General features: G+C 44.4%; 16 protein-coding genes. 4 read left to right on the top strand and 12 right to left on the bottom strand.

All coding sequences use genetic code 11. The annotated features are described in order from the left end of the window. Positions 1-212 precede the first annotated feature (212 nt). Both pdxR and QVE09_RS01660 read left to right on the top strand, forming a co-directional pair. Positions 213-1,643: a MocR-like pyridoxine biosynthesis transcription factor PdxR gene (pdxR, locus tag QVE09_RS01665; RefSeq protein WP_315935379.1), complete on the top strand. Its 1,431-nt coding sequence runs from the start codon at positions 213-215 to the stop codon at positions 1,641-1,643. 44 nt (positions 1,644-1,687) lie between these two features. Then, complete coding sequence (locus QVE09_RS01660) at positions 1,688-2,308, top strand: NAD(P)-dependent oxidoreductase (protein WP_315935378.1); 621 nt, start codon at positions 1,688-1,690, stop codon at positions 2,306-2,308. Positions 2,309-2,446: 138 nt separating this feature from the next. On the opposite strand, the gene QVE09_RS01655 is transcribed toward QVE09_RS01660, so the two are convergent. The 10 genes from QVE09_RS01655 to QVE09_RS01610 form a co-directional block, all read right to left on the bottom strand. After that, a complete protein-coding gene (locus tag QVE09_RS01655; RefSeq protein WP_315935377.1) occupies positions 2,447-3,691 on the bottom strand; it encodes a serine hydroxymethyltransferase in 1,245 nt (414 codons plus the stop codon). A gap of 25 nt (positions 3,692-3,716) precedes the next feature. Next, positions 3,717-4,922: a benzoate/H(+) symporter BenE family transporter gene (locus QVE09_RS01650; protein ID WP_315935376.1), complete on the bottom strand. Its 1,206-nt coding sequence runs from the start codon at positions 4,920-4,922 to the stop codon at positions 3,717-3,719. A 19-nt stretch (positions 4,923-4,941) separates the two neighbouring features. Beyond that, complete coding sequence (locus tag QVE09_RS01645) at positions 4,942-5,685, bottom strand: YggS family pyridoxal phosphate-dependent enzyme (RefSeq protein WP_315935375.1); 744 nt, start codon at positions 5,683-5,685, stop codon at positions 4,942-4,944. 326 nt (positions 5,686-6,011) lie between these two features. After that, positions 6,012-6,944 carry a ribose ABC transporter substrate-binding protein RbsB gene (gene rbsB / locus QVE09_RS01640; RefSeq protein WP_036615972.1) on the bottom strand — a complete coding sequence of 311 codons (933 nt, stop codon included), beginning with the start codon at positions 6,942-6,944 and terminating at the stop codon, positions 6,012-6,014. 14 nt (positions 6,945-6,958) lie between these two features. After that, positions 6,959-7,921 carry an ABC transporter permease subunit gene (locus QVE09_RS01635; RefSeq protein ID WP_397387004.1) on the bottom strand — a complete coding sequence of 321 codons (963 nt, stop codon included), beginning with the start codon at positions 7,919-7,921 and terminating at the stop codon, positions 6,959-6,961. 10 nt (positions 7,922-7,931) lie between these two features. Continuing rightward, positions 7,932-9,413, bottom strand: coding sequence for a sugar ABC transporter ATP-binding protein (locus tag QVE09_RS01630; protein WP_315935373.1), 1,482 nt, complete (start codon positions 9,411-9,413; stop codon positions 7,932-7,934). Between the two features lie 14 nt (positions 9,414-9,427). After that, the gene (gene rbsD / locus QVE09_RS01625) at positions 9,428-9,829 is read right to left on the bottom strand and encodes a D-ribose pyranase (RefSeq protein ID WP_315935372.1); all 402 of its coding nucleotides are present in this window, start codon (positions 9,827-9,829) and stop codon (positions 9,428-9,430) included. Continuing rightward, a complete protein-coding gene (gene rbsK, locus QVE09_RS01620; protein WP_315935371.1) occupies positions 9,829-10,707 on the bottom strand; it encodes a ribokinase in 879 nt (292 codons plus the stop codon). The genes rbsD and rbsK overlap by 1 nt, the downstream gene beginning before the upstream one ends. Further along, positions 10,700-11,689 carry a LacI family DNA-binding transcriptional regulator gene (locus QVE09_RS01615; protein ID WP_315935370.1) on the bottom strand — a complete coding sequence of 330 codons (990 nt, stop codon included), beginning with the start codon at positions 11,687-11,689 and terminating at the stop codon, positions 10,700-10,702. Before QVE09_RS01615 ends, rbsK begins: the two co-directional genes overlap by 8 nt. Positions 11,690-12,000: 311 nt before the next feature. Continuing rightward, positions 12,001-12,408: a cupin domain-containing protein gene (locus tag QVE09_RS01610; protein WP_315935369.1), complete on the bottom strand. Its 408-nt coding sequence runs from the start codon at positions 12,406-12,408 to the stop codon at positions 12,001-12,003. 295 nt (positions 12,409-12,703) lie between these two features. On the opposite strand from QVE09_RS01610, the gene QVE09_RS01605 reads away from it, so the two are divergent. Both QVE09_RS01605 and QVE09_RS01600 read left to right on the top strand, forming a co-directional pair. Next, positions 12,704-13,081: a TetR-like C-terminal domain-containing protein gene (locus QVE09_RS01605; RefSeq protein ID WP_315935368.1), complete on the top strand. Its 378-nt coding sequence runs from the start codon at positions 12,704-12,706 to the stop codon at positions 13,079-13,081. Positions 13,082-13,241: 160 nt separating this feature from the next. Then, positions 13,242-14,210 (top strand): DMT family transporter, encoded by a 969-nt coding sequence (locus tag QVE09_RS01600; protein ID WP_315935367.1) that lies wholly within the window; start codon positions 13,242-13,244, stop codon positions 14,208-14,210. 102 nt (positions 14,211-14,312) lie between these two features. Here the strand turns inward: QVE09_RS01600 and QVE09_RS01595 are convergent, their stop codons facing one another. Both QVE09_RS01595 and QVE09_RS01590 read right to left on the bottom strand, forming a co-directional pair. Continuing rightward, entirely contained in the window at positions 14,313-15,455 is a 1,143-nt protein-coding gene (locus QVE09_RS01595; RefSeq protein ID WP_315935366.1) for a DUF4309 domain-containing protein, read from the bottom strand. Between the two features lie 296 nt (positions 15,456-15,751). Further along, positions 15,752-16,885: a serine hydrolase domain-containing protein gene (locus tag QVE09_RS01590; protein ID WP_315935365.1), complete on the bottom strand. Its 1,134-nt coding sequence runs from the start codon at positions 16,883-16,885 to the stop codon at positions 15,752-15,754. Positions 16,886-17,082 lie beyond the last annotated feature (197 nt).

The following is a 17,082-nucleotide window of genomic DNA, read 5'->3' as shown; positions in this document are numbered from 1 at the left end:
GTCTGTGGCTTGAATATGAATCGAGTATGAACCAAGCAGGACCAACCCAAATTGGTTGGACACACGGTAAAAATCGCTTTAGTCCAGCTTTGTTTTGTTTGCAAATTAAACTTTTGCTATAATGGTATATCAATCAATGGAGTGCCAATAACATGGCTAAGTACATAAATAAATGCAGTCCATAATTCAGCATGAGTAATGGAGTTGAAGCAATGCTAAAAGTTAATCGGAATGACCAACGCCCGATCTGGCAGCAACTTTTGGATCAAGCGATTCATAATATCACAACCGGGAAATGGCAACCAGGAGAATTGCTACTCCCCTCACGTGAACTTGCTCAATTAATTGGTGTTTCACGCTCAACCATACAGATTGTGTACGAGGAATTATTCAGTCGAGGGTATACGGTAACCTCCCGACGAGCCGGGACAAGAGTTAGTGATTGGACATATGCACCTCGTTCATCAGAAGACGTCACGATGCAAGGGCCTATACCGCCCGAATTGCCTACACTAAACGAATCGATTGGTCATCTGCATAGTTGGTTTGGCAATAGAGACAATCGCAAAATAGAAATTGATTTTAATCCCCACGAGCCTTATCTGGATGAAAGTTTCACAAAAGCCTGGAGGCAATCCTTTTTACAAGCTTCCACTGAACCCAATCTGGATATATGGGCTTATGGTGATGCCAGAGGGTTACTGGCGTTAAGAGAGCAGATTCAACGTTATTTGTCACTTGAACGAGGCATTCATATCGATGTTGATCAAATCTTGTTAACATCAGGTGCACAACATAGCATTGATTTAATTGCCCAGGCTCTCTTAAGTGAGGGAGACAGAGTTTCGGTTGAAGATCCCGGCTTCCCTGCCGCTTGGATGGCAATGAAATACCGCCGGATGCAAGTCGATCCCGTTCCGGTTGATGAGTATGGATTATGTGTAGATCATATTCACCCACAGACGAAACTCGTATTTGTCACACCTTCTCATCAATGCGCCGTTGGTGTTATTATGTCGGAGCCACGCAGGCAACAATTGATGCACTTGGCAGCTCATCATCGATATTGGATTGTTGAGGATGACTACGATAGCGAATTTAGGTACCGTGGAGATCCACTTCCAACTATATTTAGTCAGCAACCTCAGAATACGCTTTATATGATGAGTTTTTCCAAAATGGTTGCACCTGGTATTCGACTATCCGCTATCATCGGCCCCAAAATAGCCATCGATCGCCTTACTCAAGTTCATGAATTAACCTATCGTCATCTGCCGATTATGGAACAATTAACGCTAACTCATTTTATTGAGCGTGGTCATTTTATGCGCCATATGAGAAGAGTTCGGAACATATATCGACGCAGACACGAAGTCATGACCAAAGCCATTGTTGCTTCTGGGCTAGGCTCACGATTTACATTAAGTGGTGTGGAGACGGGATTACATATGCTGCTAGAATCTGAAACGTCATTTGACGAAGAAGCGCTGACGAATGCTGCCCTTGATCAAGGTGTGCGCGTGTATCCGCTTAGTAGATATTGCTTGGAGAGTCATCGAAAAGGATGGATATTAGGTTTTGCGAAAGTGGATGATGAGCAGATTGAGGAAGGCATACATCGGCTTGCAAAGATTGTATTATGATGGAGAACATGCTCTCCACTCGGATTCGAAAGGATGTTTTTGTGATGAAAATTTTAGTATTGGGAGCCACCGGACGGGTTGGAAGTCATTTCGTCTCTAATGCCCTACGTTCCAATCATCATGTAACTGTACTGGTTAGAAGCCCGGAAAAGTTGCAAATCAAGGATGACAATTTCGTTCTGCATCAAGGAAACGCTTTAGTCAAAGAGGATATTCATTACGCCATACAGGGTGTGGATCTCGTTGTTAGCGCCTTAAGTACCGATGGAACGACTACATTATCACAATCCACGGGATTGATTATTGAGGCTATGGCTCAGGAACGTATCAAAAGAATCATTACTATTGGTACCGCAGGCATATTGGAAAGTCGAACGGATCCTGGCTTACTTCGTTTTCAATCCCCTGAGTCCAAACGTAAGTCCACGCGAGCAGCTGAAGAGCATCTGGAGATGTACAACATTCTCAAAGCTTCAAATTTAGAATGGACCATCGTGTGTCCTACCTACTTATTTGATGGAGACTCTCTTGGTAAGTACCGGGTTGAGCGCGACTACTTGCCTGCCGGTGGAACTTCTATATCTGTAATCGATACTGCGGAGTTTACATATCAGCAATTAATGTCTGATGAGTATATAAAGTCTCGTGTAGGTATAGCCTACTAGGGCGTGTCTTAAATCTCATTTACGGTATATCTCTTCTGTTCAAAAAAGAGTGAGTTTCAATATAAGCAAACAAATTAAGAGCCTGCAATTGTTATCCATTAGGAACAATTGCAGGCTCTATTTGTGTCTGCTGTTGAGCTATTTGAGCCCTTCATATAGAGGAAATTGCGAAGTGATTTCACGGACAGTACCTAATATTTGATTTTTTACATCCGAGTTCTTTGGATTTTTAAAAACAAGCCCTATCAGCTGAGCAATTTCTTTCATTTCCCTGGCTCCAAGCCCTCTTGAAGTCATAGCCGGAGTTCCAAAACGAATACCGCTTGTAACCAAAGGACTTGCCGTATCGTGAGGGATTGCATTTTTATTCGCCGTAATCCCTACTTCATCCAGTAAAGCTTCGGCTTCTTTGCCTGTAAGGCCCATCGTTCGTAAGTCAACCAACACGATATGATTATCTGTTCCTCCTGATACAAGGGTGAGTCCTTCATTCATTAAAGTTTCTGCCAATACGTTGGCGTTATTCAGAACACCTTCAATATATGTTGTGAAATCGGATTGCAATGCCTCACCTAATGCCACCGCCTTTCCTGCAATGACATGCATGAATGGCCCGCCCTGAGTCCCCGGGAATACAGCTTTGTCGATCGCCTTTGCCCACGACTCCCGGCACAAAATGGCTCCCCCTCGTGGTCCTCGTAAGGTCTTGTGTGTGGTAGTTGAAACAAAATGGGCATGTGGTACCGGGTTAGGATGCAAACCTGCCGCAACTATTCCGGCTATATGCGCCATATCTACAAAGAAAAGAGCTCCCACTTCGGCGGCAATCTGGGCAAATAATTCAAACTCAATGGTCCGCGGGTATGCACTTCCACCTGCAACAATCATGCGTGGACGATACTTATAAGCAAGTTTACGTACTTCGTCAAAGTCAATGCGGCCCGTCTGTGCATCGACACCATATGGAACAAAATTGTAAAACCTACCTGAAAAATTAACAGTACTTCCGTGTGTTAGATGACCACCCTGGGATAGATTCATGCCAAGTATTGTGTCACCAATCTCAACCGAGGCAAAATATACCGCCATGTTGGCCTGAGAACCGGAGTGAGGCTGCACATTCGCATGTTCAGCGCCAAAAAGTGCTTTAAGGCGGCTGTTTGCTATCTCTTCGACTGTATCGACATGCTCACACCCGCCATAATATCTTCTGCCCGGATACCCCTCCGCATATTTATTGGTCAATACCGAACCTGTTGCCTCCATCACAGCTTGACTTACAAAATTTTCTGATGCTATCAGTTCTATCTTATCCCGCTGCCTTCCAAGCTCTTGCTGGACAGCCATTCCTATTACTTTATCTTGCTTCTCCAAATGTTTCATGAACATCTTCCTCTCAATATTACGGTTATTTATTCGTTCCAAGTTGTTTTTTGGGAAATTTACTATTCATCAGTAGATGTGCCATCATTCCTGCAAACAGTCCCCAAAATGCACCACCCACACCAAGCAAAGTCACATTCGCTGCTGTCGCCAAAAACGTAATCAATGCAGTTTCACGTCCCTTAGGGTCCGTTAATGCATTGGCAAGACTGCCACCGATCGTTCCAAGTAAGGCCAATCCCGCTAATGTTGCAATAAAGGTAGCAGGAAGAATCAAAAACAGAGCAGCCAATGTTACGCCAAAAATGCCGACAAAAATATAAAAAACACCACAAGCAATACCTGCAATATAACGTTTGGTTGAATCCTCATGTGCATCCTTTCCTGTACAAATCGCTGCTGTAATAGCTGCCACATTAAAAGCGTGTGATCCGAATGGGGCTGCAAGAAGCGAACCCACACCTGTTACGGCCAAAATGGGATTGGCACTTGTCTTGAATCCATCATTACGCAGAACAAGCATTCCGGGCATATACTGCCCTGTCAAGGTAATAATGAACAGCGGTAGCGCAACGCCAAGTAAAGCATTTAACGAAAACGCTGGAACAACAAATACAGGCGAAGCTACAGCCAATTGGATCGTACTGAAGTCTGTTTTCCCCATGCATATCAAATAAATCAAACCGATTGCCAATATGCCAACAATGGCGTAACGGGAAGTAAATCTTCTTAGCACGATGTAAGCTGCAAACAACACAGTAACAAGCAAAGGATCAAGCTTTGCCCCTCCAAAGGCCGATATTCCAAACTGTAGCAAAATACCTGCTAACAATCCGGAGGCGATGCCTGGGGGAATAAGTCGAACGAAACGTTCAAACATGCCTGACCAACCCAAAATAATAAATCCAACTGCTGAAATCATGTAAGCGCCAATAGCTTCTGGATAAGGGGTTACCGCTAATGCTGAAACGAGAAACGCCACACCCGGTGTAGACCAGGCTGTAATAATCGGTTCCTTGTATCGATAACTGAGCCAAATTCCTGTTACTCCTACCCCAATCGAGATGGACCAAATCCAGGAAGTGGTCATTTCCGGGCTTAAACCAGCCACTTTTGCAGCTTGAAACACAAGAATAAATGTACCCCCGTAATTAACAATTACGGATATTAAAGCGGCGATCACCGGCGATATCAAATCACGGCCACGTAACGAAGGGGATGCTGTCTTCATATTTAACACTACCTCTCACTTAATCATCGATGCGTGTGTTTTCATTCCAGTAATATTCGTCTGGTAAATACCGTGGGCCAAATACACTTGTTCCTACACGAATCATTGTAGCTCCTTCTTCAATAGCGACCTGGAAGTCACCGGACATGCCCATCGATAGAATATCCATCTCTACACGCGGAATGTTTTTCTCTTTAATTTGAGTGCGAATACGGTTTAACAAACGAAAGCAATGACGTGTTTCTTCGTTCGTTGCATTCAGTTTTCCAATGGTCATTAAGCCTTTCACGTTCAACGTTTCGAATCGAGTTAACTGTTCTACAAGCTCGACAGCTGTTTCTGGAGAGGCACCAAATTTACTTTCTTCATAGGACGTGTTAATTTGCACAAGAATGTCTAGAGTCTTATTCTCTTTGAGAAGCTGATTATGTAACGCCTGACCCAGTTTCAGACGATCTACGGAATGGATGAGCGTAACATATTTAACAACGTCCTTTACTTTATTGGTTTGCAGATGTCCGATAAAATGCCATTCCACCTGCTTGCTTTGTTCCATGAGTGGGAATTTGTCCCGAAGTTCTTGAGCTTTGTTTTCTCCAAACAGGACCTCACCTGCTTGAATAGCTATTTGTAATTTCTCTAGCGGTACCGTTTTGGTCGCGAGCAACAATTGGATGTCCTCTATGTTGCGACCTGAAGCCTGGCAGGCCAATGCCATTTGCTGTCTTACAGCTTGAAGATTTTCTTCTACTAGATGTTTCATGTCAGCCACCTTCTTTCTATTCCGAACAGGAATGAATCAATGAGATTAGCTCCTCCTTATGTTGTGAAGACTGTGTAGAACGTCATGCTAGTATAGCAACGGATGGATTGGATATACATATCCAAAAATGCTCTTTTGGAGCAGTCCAAAAAGACAATGTGGACATTAATTCAATTGGGGCACCTTTAATATGCTTTTAAAAAGTCAATAATCTGATTAATGTGATGTCCGCACGCTTCTTCTGAAATGAAAAAAAGCCGCTAATTTAGCGGCTTGGTTTAGTCCTATGTTCATGTCCAAAACGAAGATACATGTTTTATGATGATTTACTCATTCACATTTTCCTTGGTTACCAGCTTCAATTCAGCGGGAATGGATGACTCCACCTGCTTGCCACTGAGCACATCCAGAGCTGCTTGCAGCGCCAGTTGGCCAATCAGTATAGGCTGCTGAGCGACTGTTGCCGTTAATTTCCCATCCTGAATGGATTTGATTGCATCATCATTGCCGTCGAATCCGATGACCGGAATGTCTTTACCCGAACTTTGAATCGCTTCAATCGCACCAAGTGCCATCTCGTCATTATGGGCAAATACTGCCTGCACGTCAGGATTACCCTGAAGCAAATTCTCCATGACATTTAACCCTTTGGACCGATCAAAATCAGCAGATTGTTTGGAAACCACATCAAGTTGCTTGTCAGCCACTTCATGGAAACCTTTACCCCGTTCTCTTGTTGCGGAAGCGCCAGGGACACCCTCAAGTTCAATAACTTTTGCTCCCTCACCCAGTTGTTCCACAAAATATTCAGCTGCCATACGTCCACCTTTAACGTTATCCGATGCCACTAGTGCCGCCACTTCGCCTTTATCTGCGGAGCGATCCAGCGTGATTACAGGAATGCCCACACTATTAGCGGATTGAACCGCTGTGGAGATCGCTGCAGAGTCCGCAGGGTTAATCAGAAGTGCACTAACGCCTTGCTGAATGAGATCATCCACATCATTGGTTTGTTTGGCCGAATCGTTCTGCGCATCCACCACGATGACCTGTATTCCCTGTTTTTTTGCTTCAGCCATTACCCCGTCCTTCAGTGATACAAAGAATGGATTGTTTAGTGTAGATATCGACAAACCTATTTTCTTCTGTCCGTTACTTTTGTTTGGGTTAGGTTTCGCCCATTCCGGTGGCTCCAGAGAGCACCCGGCCAGAACGATGATCATCAGCATACTTATGAGTGTTACAGTCCACTTTTTCATATTCGCTTCTCTCCTTATGCTGTTTTCTTGCGGTCCAGCAGGACGGCAATGGCAATGACGATACCTTTTACAACCATTTGATAAAATGAGTTTACTTCAAGCAAGTTCAATCCATTATTCAACACGCCGATAATCAGAACACCGATCAGTGTACCCACGATGCGTCCGCGTCCTCCAGCAAGACTTGTACCACCCAATACAACTGCTGCGATCGCATCCAGCTCGTAGGATGTACCTGCCGTTGGTTGCGCTGAATTCAAACGCGATGTCAGAATTGCACCAGCCAGAGCAGCGAGCATACCTGTCAGGGAGTAGATCATAATTTTCACGCGATTCACTTTGATACCCGAGATAATGGAAGCTTTCTCATTACCGCCGATGGCGTACGTTTTGCGGCCAAAAGCCGTTTTATGCAAAACAATCCACAGAATCATGAAGGTAATCAGCATCGTAATTGCAGGTACCGGAATGCCCAGCAGGTAACCGCGGCCAAACAGTTGGAACAACAAGTTATCTCCGAGTCCTGTAATTGGATTACCATTCGTGTACACCAACGTCAGTCCTCTGAATATCGTCATGGTTGCCAATGTAGCGATAAACGGAGCCATTTTACCTTTGGTAATCATCAGTCCGTTCACCATACCCATGACACCACCGAGTGCTACACCGATAATGATGGACAAGATCGGGTCCAGACCGGACAACATCATATTTGCTACAAAAGCACTGGATAAAGCCAGGATCGAGCCGACCGACAGATCAATTCCACCCGTCAGAATAACAAACGTCATACCAAAGGCAATCAGCGCATTAATCGAGACTTGACGCAATAAATTCAAGATATTAAGCGGTTCCAAGAAACTTGGATTCAACACCGATACGATGAGAATAAGAATGATTAAGCCGAGCAGCGGTCCCAATTTTTGTATCACACTTGAGAAACGGAAGCCGCTTTTAGCCGTTTTGTTTTCCTGCATTGTTGTCATATCACTGTCCCCCTGTGGCCAATGTCATAATGTGTTCTTGTGTTGCTACTTCCCTTGCAACCTCGCCACTGATGTGTCCTTCATGCACAACCGCGATCCGGTCGCTCATGCCGAGCACTTCAGGTAGCTCCGACGATACCATGATGATTGCAACACCGCGGTCTGTCAGTTCATTCATCAATTCATAGATTTCCCGCTTCGCTCCGACATCCACTCCGCGTGTAGGTTCATCCAGGATAAGTACGCTTGGTCCGATACCAACCCATTTCGCGATAACCACCTTCTGCTGGTTCCCCCCGGATAGATTCCTTGCCGCCGTCTCAGAGGATTGCGTTTTGATCTGTAGACGTTTGATCAGTGTATCTACGAAGTCTTGTTCTTTTGAAGCTGAGATGAAACCTTTGTTTGAGAAACTGAACAGATTTGGCAACGCCATATTCTCGCGAATAGAGAAGTCTAATACCAGCCCTTCATCCTTGCGGTCTTCTGTAATAAACCCGATTCCATGTTTCACTGCATCTGCCGGTTTACGAATGTTCGCTTTTTTGCCGCGGATGAAGATTTCACCGCTATCCAACGTATCCAAACCAAAGATGGTTCTCATGATCTCTGTTCGTCCAGAACCCATGAGTCCTGAGAAACCGAGTATTTCCCCCGCTCTCACGGTGAAGTTAATATTCTCGAATAGACCTTTGCTGCTTGCATTCCTTACTTCGAGGACAACTTCACCATAAGAAGGATTCCGGACAGGATAACGCTCGGTAAGTTCACGACCTACCATTTTCCGTACCACTTCATCAAAGCTTGTCTGCGGAATAGCTTGTGTGTCTACCGTTCTTCCGTCACGCATGATGGTAATCCGGTCACAGATCGTGAATATCTCTTCCATTCGGTGAGAAATATAGACGATGGACACGCCTTCCTTCTTCAGCGAGCTGATTACACCAAACAGCTTCTGGATCTCACGCTCCGTAAGTGCTGCTGTTGGCTCATCCATAATGATGACCTTGGCATCTGTCATTAGCGCTTTGGCAATCTCGATCATCTGTTGCTGCCCGACAGAGCACTCTCCCGCAGGACGTTCCAGTGGTATGTCTACGGAAAGCTTGGCGAACTGTTCTTTGGCAAGCGCTTTCATTTGTCTTGTGTTGAGCAATCCGAATGATGATGTCATTTCCTTACCAATAAAGAGGTTATCCAGCACCGTCATTTCAGGCCATACATTCAGTTCCTGATGTATGAATGTGATACCCAGTTTCTCGGCTTCCTTCGGACTTGCAAAATAGTTTTCTTCTCCGTCTATGCTGATGGTCCCTTGGTCTCTCTGATGGAGACCAATCAGAATATTCATCAGTGTGGATTTGCCGGCTCCATTCTCCCCCATCAGGGCATGAACTTCACCATCTTTTAGTTCAAAATCCACTCCGCTCAGCACCTGATTCGTTCCAAACGCTTTATGAATGTCTTGCATCTGAATGTGCATTACACAACCTCCTTTTAACCGAAATGGACTCCCGATTGTAAAATGCAATTGGCATAGGGTGTGGCTTCACCTGTGCGGATAACAGCTTTCACCTGCCGTGTTAATTCTTTGAATTGTTCGTGGCTGACGGAAGCATCGATTGCTTCTACCCCAAATTTCTCTGTGATGAATTGCATGGCTACGGGATTGCCTTCGCAAATCTCTTCAGCCACAATGACTTTCTCAATGACCATATCTTCAGCGATCGCTTCCACCACTTCGCGAAAACTTGGTGTTCCCAGTTTGAGGGCCAGATCGATTTTGAGTACCCCGTCCGGTACCGGCAGACCTGCATCCGCAATCGCAATCATGTCCGTATGGCCCAGATCAGACAGAATCTTGGAAATGTGACTATTCAACATGCCATTTCTTTTCATTACAAGCTCTCCTCTACTTCATCACGCGTTGGCATGCCGCCCTGCGCACCGAACTTGGTAACGGACAACGATGCAGCCCGATTGGCGAAACGTATACTCTCTTGCAACGCTTTTCCTTCAGCCAAAGCAACTGCAAATGCGGCATTGAACGTATCCCCTGCCCCAGTAGTATCGACAGCCTCAACTTTATAAGTTGGGACTAGAATTTCTTCAGTGCCATCAAAGTAACGTACACCTTTACTGCCCTCCGTGATGAACAACTTGTTTGGATACTGACGTAATGCCTGTGCCGGACTCATGCCCTGAAACAAAATCTCAGCTTCATGCTCGTTCGGCGTGATATATGCGGCATTGTCGATCACTTCTTGCGGCAATGTTCTCGCCGGAGCGGGATTAAGCAGTAGCGGTGTTCCGAATTCTGCACACAATGCACTCACATGCACAACCGTTTCCTCCGGAATTTCCTGCTGAATTAATACGATATCTGCATCGCGGATCACTTCAGCTGCTTCATCGACATATGCAGGAGTGACTTCCCGATTCGCCGCTTCAACCACTACGATACTATTATCACCTTCTGCCAGAATGATATGAGCCGTTCCACTTTCTAAATGTGTAACCGGTTTCACATTTTGCGTATTTACAGCATTTGCTCTAAAGTTCTCTAAAATATCTTTGCCAAAAGCATCGTCGCCTACCCGGCCGATCATAGCAACCTCGGCACCCAATCGTGCAGCAGCAACAGCCTGATTGGCTCCCTTACCGCCAGGGACCGTTTTGAAACTGTCGCCAAGAACGGTTTCACCCGCTCCCGGCCGTCTTGACGAAGTAACAACCAGATCCATTGAACTGCTTCCTATTACACATATTTTAGCCATTTGATCTCACCTTTCTCGTAGTGCCCCGTTCGATGAAACTCACGGGCAACTGTATGTTTTTATTCTCTATTGCAGCTTGTTCCACAAGCTGGATAAGTAATCTCGCCGCTTCTCTTCCCATCTCGTATGCTGGCTGACGGATGGTGGACAATGCCGGCGATAACAGGCTGCTCATCGGAATATCATCGAAACCAATCACTTGTACGTCATCAGGAACCTTTCTTCCGATTCGTGATGCCTCATGCAGTACTGCCATGGCTGCGATGTCATTGCTGGCAATGACCCCGTCTGTGTCCGCATATTTCCTGAATAATTCTTCAGCCCATACACTTGCCTCATTAATTGAAAATGAGGTCGTCTGGATTACCCGGTAGTCTAACCCAGCATCACGGATGATTTCAATCGCCCCTTCAAAACGATCCTGAGCGGGTCTGATCTGTGACGGTCCCTGCATAACTGTGATCCGGCGACTGCCGCGTTTGATAATCTCCCTTGCAGCTAGTCTTCCACCTTCCCTGCCATCCGCATACACGGATGGACGATCCAGTGAAGTTCTGTCCAGAAACACCACGGGAATCTTCAGTTTTTCATATATTGAAGAATGAGGGTAGTTCGTTGAAGAGATCACACCAACCACGTTGTTCTGGATAAACGTCTGGATGTAATCCTGCTCCTTCCGTTCATCCTCATCACTATTTCCAAATATCAGTCTGTAATCCTGCTCCTGCATCCGGTCCTCTACGCCGCGGGCCAACTGCGGGAAGTAAGGGTTCGTAATATCCGGCAACAACAGGCCAATCAGTTTGGATTTACGCTTATATAATGAGCGAGCCACTTCATTTGGCGAAAAGTTAAGCGCCTTCACAGCATCTTCCACTTTCTTGCGTGTGTCCGCATGAACATAACCTCTATCATTAATGACTCTGGATACGGTGGCAACAGATACGCCAGCCAGTTGAGCTACGTCTTTAATTGTTGTCATAAGTTGCTCTCCTCTATGTGTAACCGGTTACAGACATTAAATTATCATATTATTTTCAATTTGACAAGCGTTTTCATTCTGGAAATTTCTCCAAGTATAAATGAAAGTGCACTTGAAATCATCTGTATCATGGTTTTCTCCTGTCAGGGAGATTGATACTTCATAGACGCAAAGAGGCCATCACTCGATTAAAACTCAGAGTGATGGCACCCAGATCAACATAAGAATCAGCAATCTCGCTGACCTTAAATAGCCTTTAATTTAACAAATTAGGAGTACATTTTCGAATAAATCAATTCATAGCGTTTATTTTACAACTTCCCGTAAACTTCATCTGTCACTGGTTCCAACCATTCCGGTGTACCCGCAGTGATCGCAATGTGTTCAAACCAACTATCTTTAGCGGCCCCATGCCAGTGTTTTACACCATCATGAGTCACAATCACATCGCCGGCTTTGAGGAATTGAGCAGGTTTCCCTTCTTCCTGATACCAACCTTCCCCACCAGTCACTAACAACAACTGAAATCCACCGCGATGGATATGCCAGTTATTTCTGCATCCCGGTTCAAACGTTACATTCCCAACACCCACATTCACTTTGGGATCAGCAACCAAGGATTGGAGATAACTTTGCCCTATGAAATATTGCGAAAATGCTTCGTTTTTTTCTCCTACCGGGAATATCACTCCATCTTTAACTTCTTCATGTTTAGCCATTTTATTAACCTCCAATATGAGCTTATTGATTAATGCTTCCTGTTCCTATGTTGACCTAAATATGATTACACACATAAGTGCGATATCGCACATTCGTGTATAATATAAAATAATTGAACTACCTCTGCAAGGATCAAATGAACCCGATCTGTGCCTTATGGCGCAAAGGAACAACATTTGTGCAATTACTCTCTGGAAAGAATGGTGATTACTATCGTTTCTATTACAGATCGAAGAATACTTAAGACTCAGGAAGCGATCAAATCCGCTTTTATCAAACTCATGAACGATTGACTTGCTGGATAAATTAATCGAAGAACATATCGATGAACTAAGAAGATTGTGCAAGGAAGCATCCGATCTGGATTTTATAGAAAGCAATGTACTTTGGTTCGATTATTTTGAAATTCACTATTCATTCTTCTCGGCTATGTTACTGAGTAAAGGAGCCCCTTTTTTCCGCAATCGCTTCCTGGCTCTCGTCATTGAAGAATTGGAAGATGAGGTGAATGTAACGGAGGGAAAAAATGAAGGACTAACGAAAGAAGTTGTTCTTACGTTCTTTGGTACAGCAATCGTTGGTATCGTGGAATCCTATTTCACGAATGGATTACCCCGGCAACCTCACATTGTCGCAGAACAAGTTGGGATTTTATTAGAAAGAAATCTATAACCAATGCTCCTCATAAACCGTTCCTTCTTGATATTCCTACCAGCTAAGGAGCGGTTTATTAATTATCATTACAAAGATTAGCGATATGTGATATGGTCAGTGAGGATATTAATAGATTCATACATACATATGTGCATGAAATGTGAGGAGAAGATCGAAAGTGATAGAGAGAAATACCCTTGAGAAACCGAGTAAGTTTAGTGATCCCATTTTTGTTATGCTCGTGGCAAGCCTATGTTGCTTGTTATGGGGAAGTGCGTACCCATCCATCAAACTTGGATATATCGCATTTAACATTCTGCCGGAAGATATTGCTTCCAAGTATGTATTTGCAGGATACCGATTTACACTGGCGGGCTTGCTGCTCTTGCTCCTGTCTCGTATTGTTAGAAAAGAGAAGCTCCAATTGTCCAGGCCGCAGTGGACAAGCCTTATCATGCTAGGTATATTGCAAACCGGTTTGCAATATATGTTTTTCTACGTTGGCGTAGCCAATACGACGGGTGTCAAAGGCTCTATTATGAACGCAACTACGACCTTTTTCAGTGTTGTTCTGGCCCATTTCATCTATAAAAACGACAAATTAAGCAGAAATAAAATTGTTGGCTGCTTGCTCGGATTTGTTGGTGTAATCATTGTAAACTTCCATACGGATCTGCTTGCTTTTTCCTTTTCATTCACAGGCGAAGGGTTTGTTATCATAGCAGCACTTGTTTTTTCCGTTACGGCCCTTTACGCAAAACGTCTCACCGCTACGATCGATGTTCTGATCATAACAGGGGTCAGCTTATTCGTCGGGGGACTGGTGCTTACGCTGTTAGGTCTATCACTTGGCGGTCGGGTCACCCATTTCACCTTGGAATCCACCAGTAACTTAATCTACCTGGCTTTGCTGTCATCCGTCGCATTTTGTCTATGGAATATGCTTCTCAAGTACAACAAGGTCGGAAGAGTGTCTGTGTACAACTTCCTAATCCCTGTGTTTGGAGCTTTATTATCTGCGTTATTCTTGGGGGAAACGATTTTGGAACTGAAAAACCTGGCCGCATTACTGTTTGTGTCGGTTGGCATATATTTAGTCAATCGTGTAGGTTCTGTGCAAAGCTCTAATGACACCCCAATAAAATAGACTCCCCGTCCACTTCCATGGATAACCAAAAAAGCCGCTGATCAGCGGCTTTTCATGTAAATACGATTAAGATATACTTTCATTTCTTTACGATGCTATACCTTAATATATACTCGTAAAGTCAATCAAGTCCTCTTCCTCCTCATAGTTGAATACCATGGCGTGATTACCTAAATGGTATACCATCTCATAACCACCCACGACTTCATTATAATATTCTGAGGAAGGTTTCCCCATCCATATTTTCACATTCCATGGTGAAAGATTCTGCTTTTCATTGTACAAATCAAAAACGGCAATACGTGATTTGTTGGTAAGCTCGTGCATGTATGAATCAAACCCGACGCCGAATTTAGAATAATAATAGAACGCTCCCCATTCCTCGTTTGAACGAGAATTGGGTTTCCCCAGCTTTTTCTGCGCATTTTGAAGCGTCATGCCAATCTTAACGTCCGTCCGGCCTGGCAATACACCTTTCAAAGCGGCTTCCTTCAGGCTTTTCAGGTAAGCGCGATCGCCAACACCCGAGTTCGGCCAAGCTTTTGAACGGAGGTTGCGCGTATCTTCCAACCGCAATTCCAATTTGTTCACATTCAGCTTAAACGTATCAACCCCATAGACAAATTGAAGGTTGTTGTAATTTTTGAACTGTACTCGGGCACCTGAAAGAGTACGGATTCCATCATCTCTGCTTGCAGAGTAGGAATCGTCGATTTTTTTCCCCTTATTATCGACATATGTTACACGGCGCAATTCCCCGGAACGAACAATATACGTTTTCACCTCATTAAAATTAGAAGTTCCCCAATCGGTGATCATCAGCATGTCTGGTGTACTGGCCTCTTTGCTCTTCACAACGAAGTTCCAGGTTTGAGGCAAAATAATCGTATTCAGATCCAGTTTTGCTGCTTGGACTGTTCCATATGCTGCACCTTTCTTCAGCAAGGCTGCGCGATACGTGCCTGAATAACTCTTGTCGCCTTTTTTATTGTTGGTCCAACCATTTTCTTCGGTCAGCGTGCTCTTCTGTTCATCATAAGCGAAAATATAAACGGTGTAAGCCGTTTGTTTGGCATCACGAAGCGTAAATGAAAGCCGGCTCATACTTTCGAGCTGTTTGGAGGAGATTTGCTCTCCTTTGGCAGCGGCATTGGGTGGAAGCAGAAGCAATGCGCTCAGAACATAGCCGATTAAAGTTAGTAGGGCCAGAGAAGCCCATTTTGATTGGTGCTTAGGGTGTATCATTGTTGACTCTCCTTTGAGTAAAAAAATAAAAATCTAGTAGCTCTTTTCTAATTTTGAATCGTGCACAATCTCAACATTCAAACAGGTACTTGCTAGCGTGTAATCTTGATCAAACTATGTAATTAAGATAGGTTAGTATTCAATAAGCACATCCTCCTACTAGTACTATTTTCCTAAGAATGATAACATACCCTTTCTAATAAAGAAATAACAATCTAATTAATAGTTTTCCTTCCATATAACATAAAAAAGCCGCTATATAGCGGCTCTTCAAGTAATATCGAATACGATATGATTTATAGACAGGAGTAAACCACATTACGTAAGCGTCGTTGAACGTATGGTTCCTGACTATTCAGCAGGTGCTGTGCATACATAACTGTAAGCTCTGAATCCGGATCAATAATAGCCATACAACCAGCAGCGCCGCTCCATCCAAATTCGCCTATTGGACTCAGCGAGCCGCTTCCTGCTTTGGAGATATGTGTGCGAACACCCAGTCCATAGCCGTACCCATACATATGATCCCACGAATAATCACCCCGAGTCATCTCGTTCAGGTGATCGGTTCGCATCAGTTCCACTGAAGCTTGTGACAAAATTCGTACGCCTTCAGGACTTGTACCCCGACCAGTAAGCGCGTTCAGAAAACATGCATAATCGCTAACCGTTGATAGCAACCCTGCCCCGCCGCTCTCCAGCTCTTTACCTACACGGAATCCATTACCATCCATACGTACAGCCTTTTCAAGCTCATCATTGTAAGCATACTGCGGAATCAGTCGCTTCTGCTGCTCATCGTTCAGATTAAACGCTGTATCGTTCATGCCAAGTGGTCCGGTGATTTCGTCCCGCAGATACGTACCAAAGCTTTTGCCACTTACCACTTCCACCAAGGCTCCCAGCACATCATGACACATACTGTAATTCCAGTGTGTTCCTGGTTCAAACAACAACGGTTCCTTGGCAAGCGCTTTCGCGAAATCACGAGTCGGCAATGCTCCGTCGGTGCTTTTTACAGCTTCTTGAATGCTTGGACAACCAACGTCATACGAGAACCCGGCGGTCATGGTGAACAAATCGCGCACTGTAATGGCTTTTGTCGCCTTTTCCAGCCGAATCTCTCCGCTCGCCATCGTTTTTTTCACCGTCATATCAGCATATTCTGGCAGATAATCGGACAGTGGGTCGCTTAGCAGCATTTCACCTCTCTCTACCAGTTGTAATCCTGCCACGCAGGTCATGATTTTGGTCATGGAGTATAGATTGAAGATCGCTCCATCGCCGATGGGCGTTTTCTCTTCCAGATTGGCGTAACCATTACGGTAATGGAAAACGGTATCATTTCGATGCATAACCAGCACCTCTGCCCACGGAATACGCCAGGATGTCATGCGGTCAATAAATGAAGCAAGCGGTTTAAAGTCCATTTTTTCCCGTCCTTCTATGTAAAATCGTTTATCATTTTGCGATGTGGTACCTATTCAATCCCACAATCGACATAGTAATAATATACGACCTTTTGCAACGATTGACCACCACCTAAATACTCTGCTGCCTGCAACTACAACATATATCTTCCTATTCGATAAAATGCTACGTACGAATAAGCCGATCCATGAAAGGA

This window comes from Paenibacillus sp. ClWae2A (genome assembly GCF_032452295.1).
Taxonomy (GTDB): domain Bacteria; phylum Bacillota; class Bacilli; order Paenibacillales; family Paenibacillaceae; genus Paenibacillus.
Note: the sequence above shows the minus strand (reverse complement) of the source record. Positions and strands in the feature narration are given on the sequence as shown.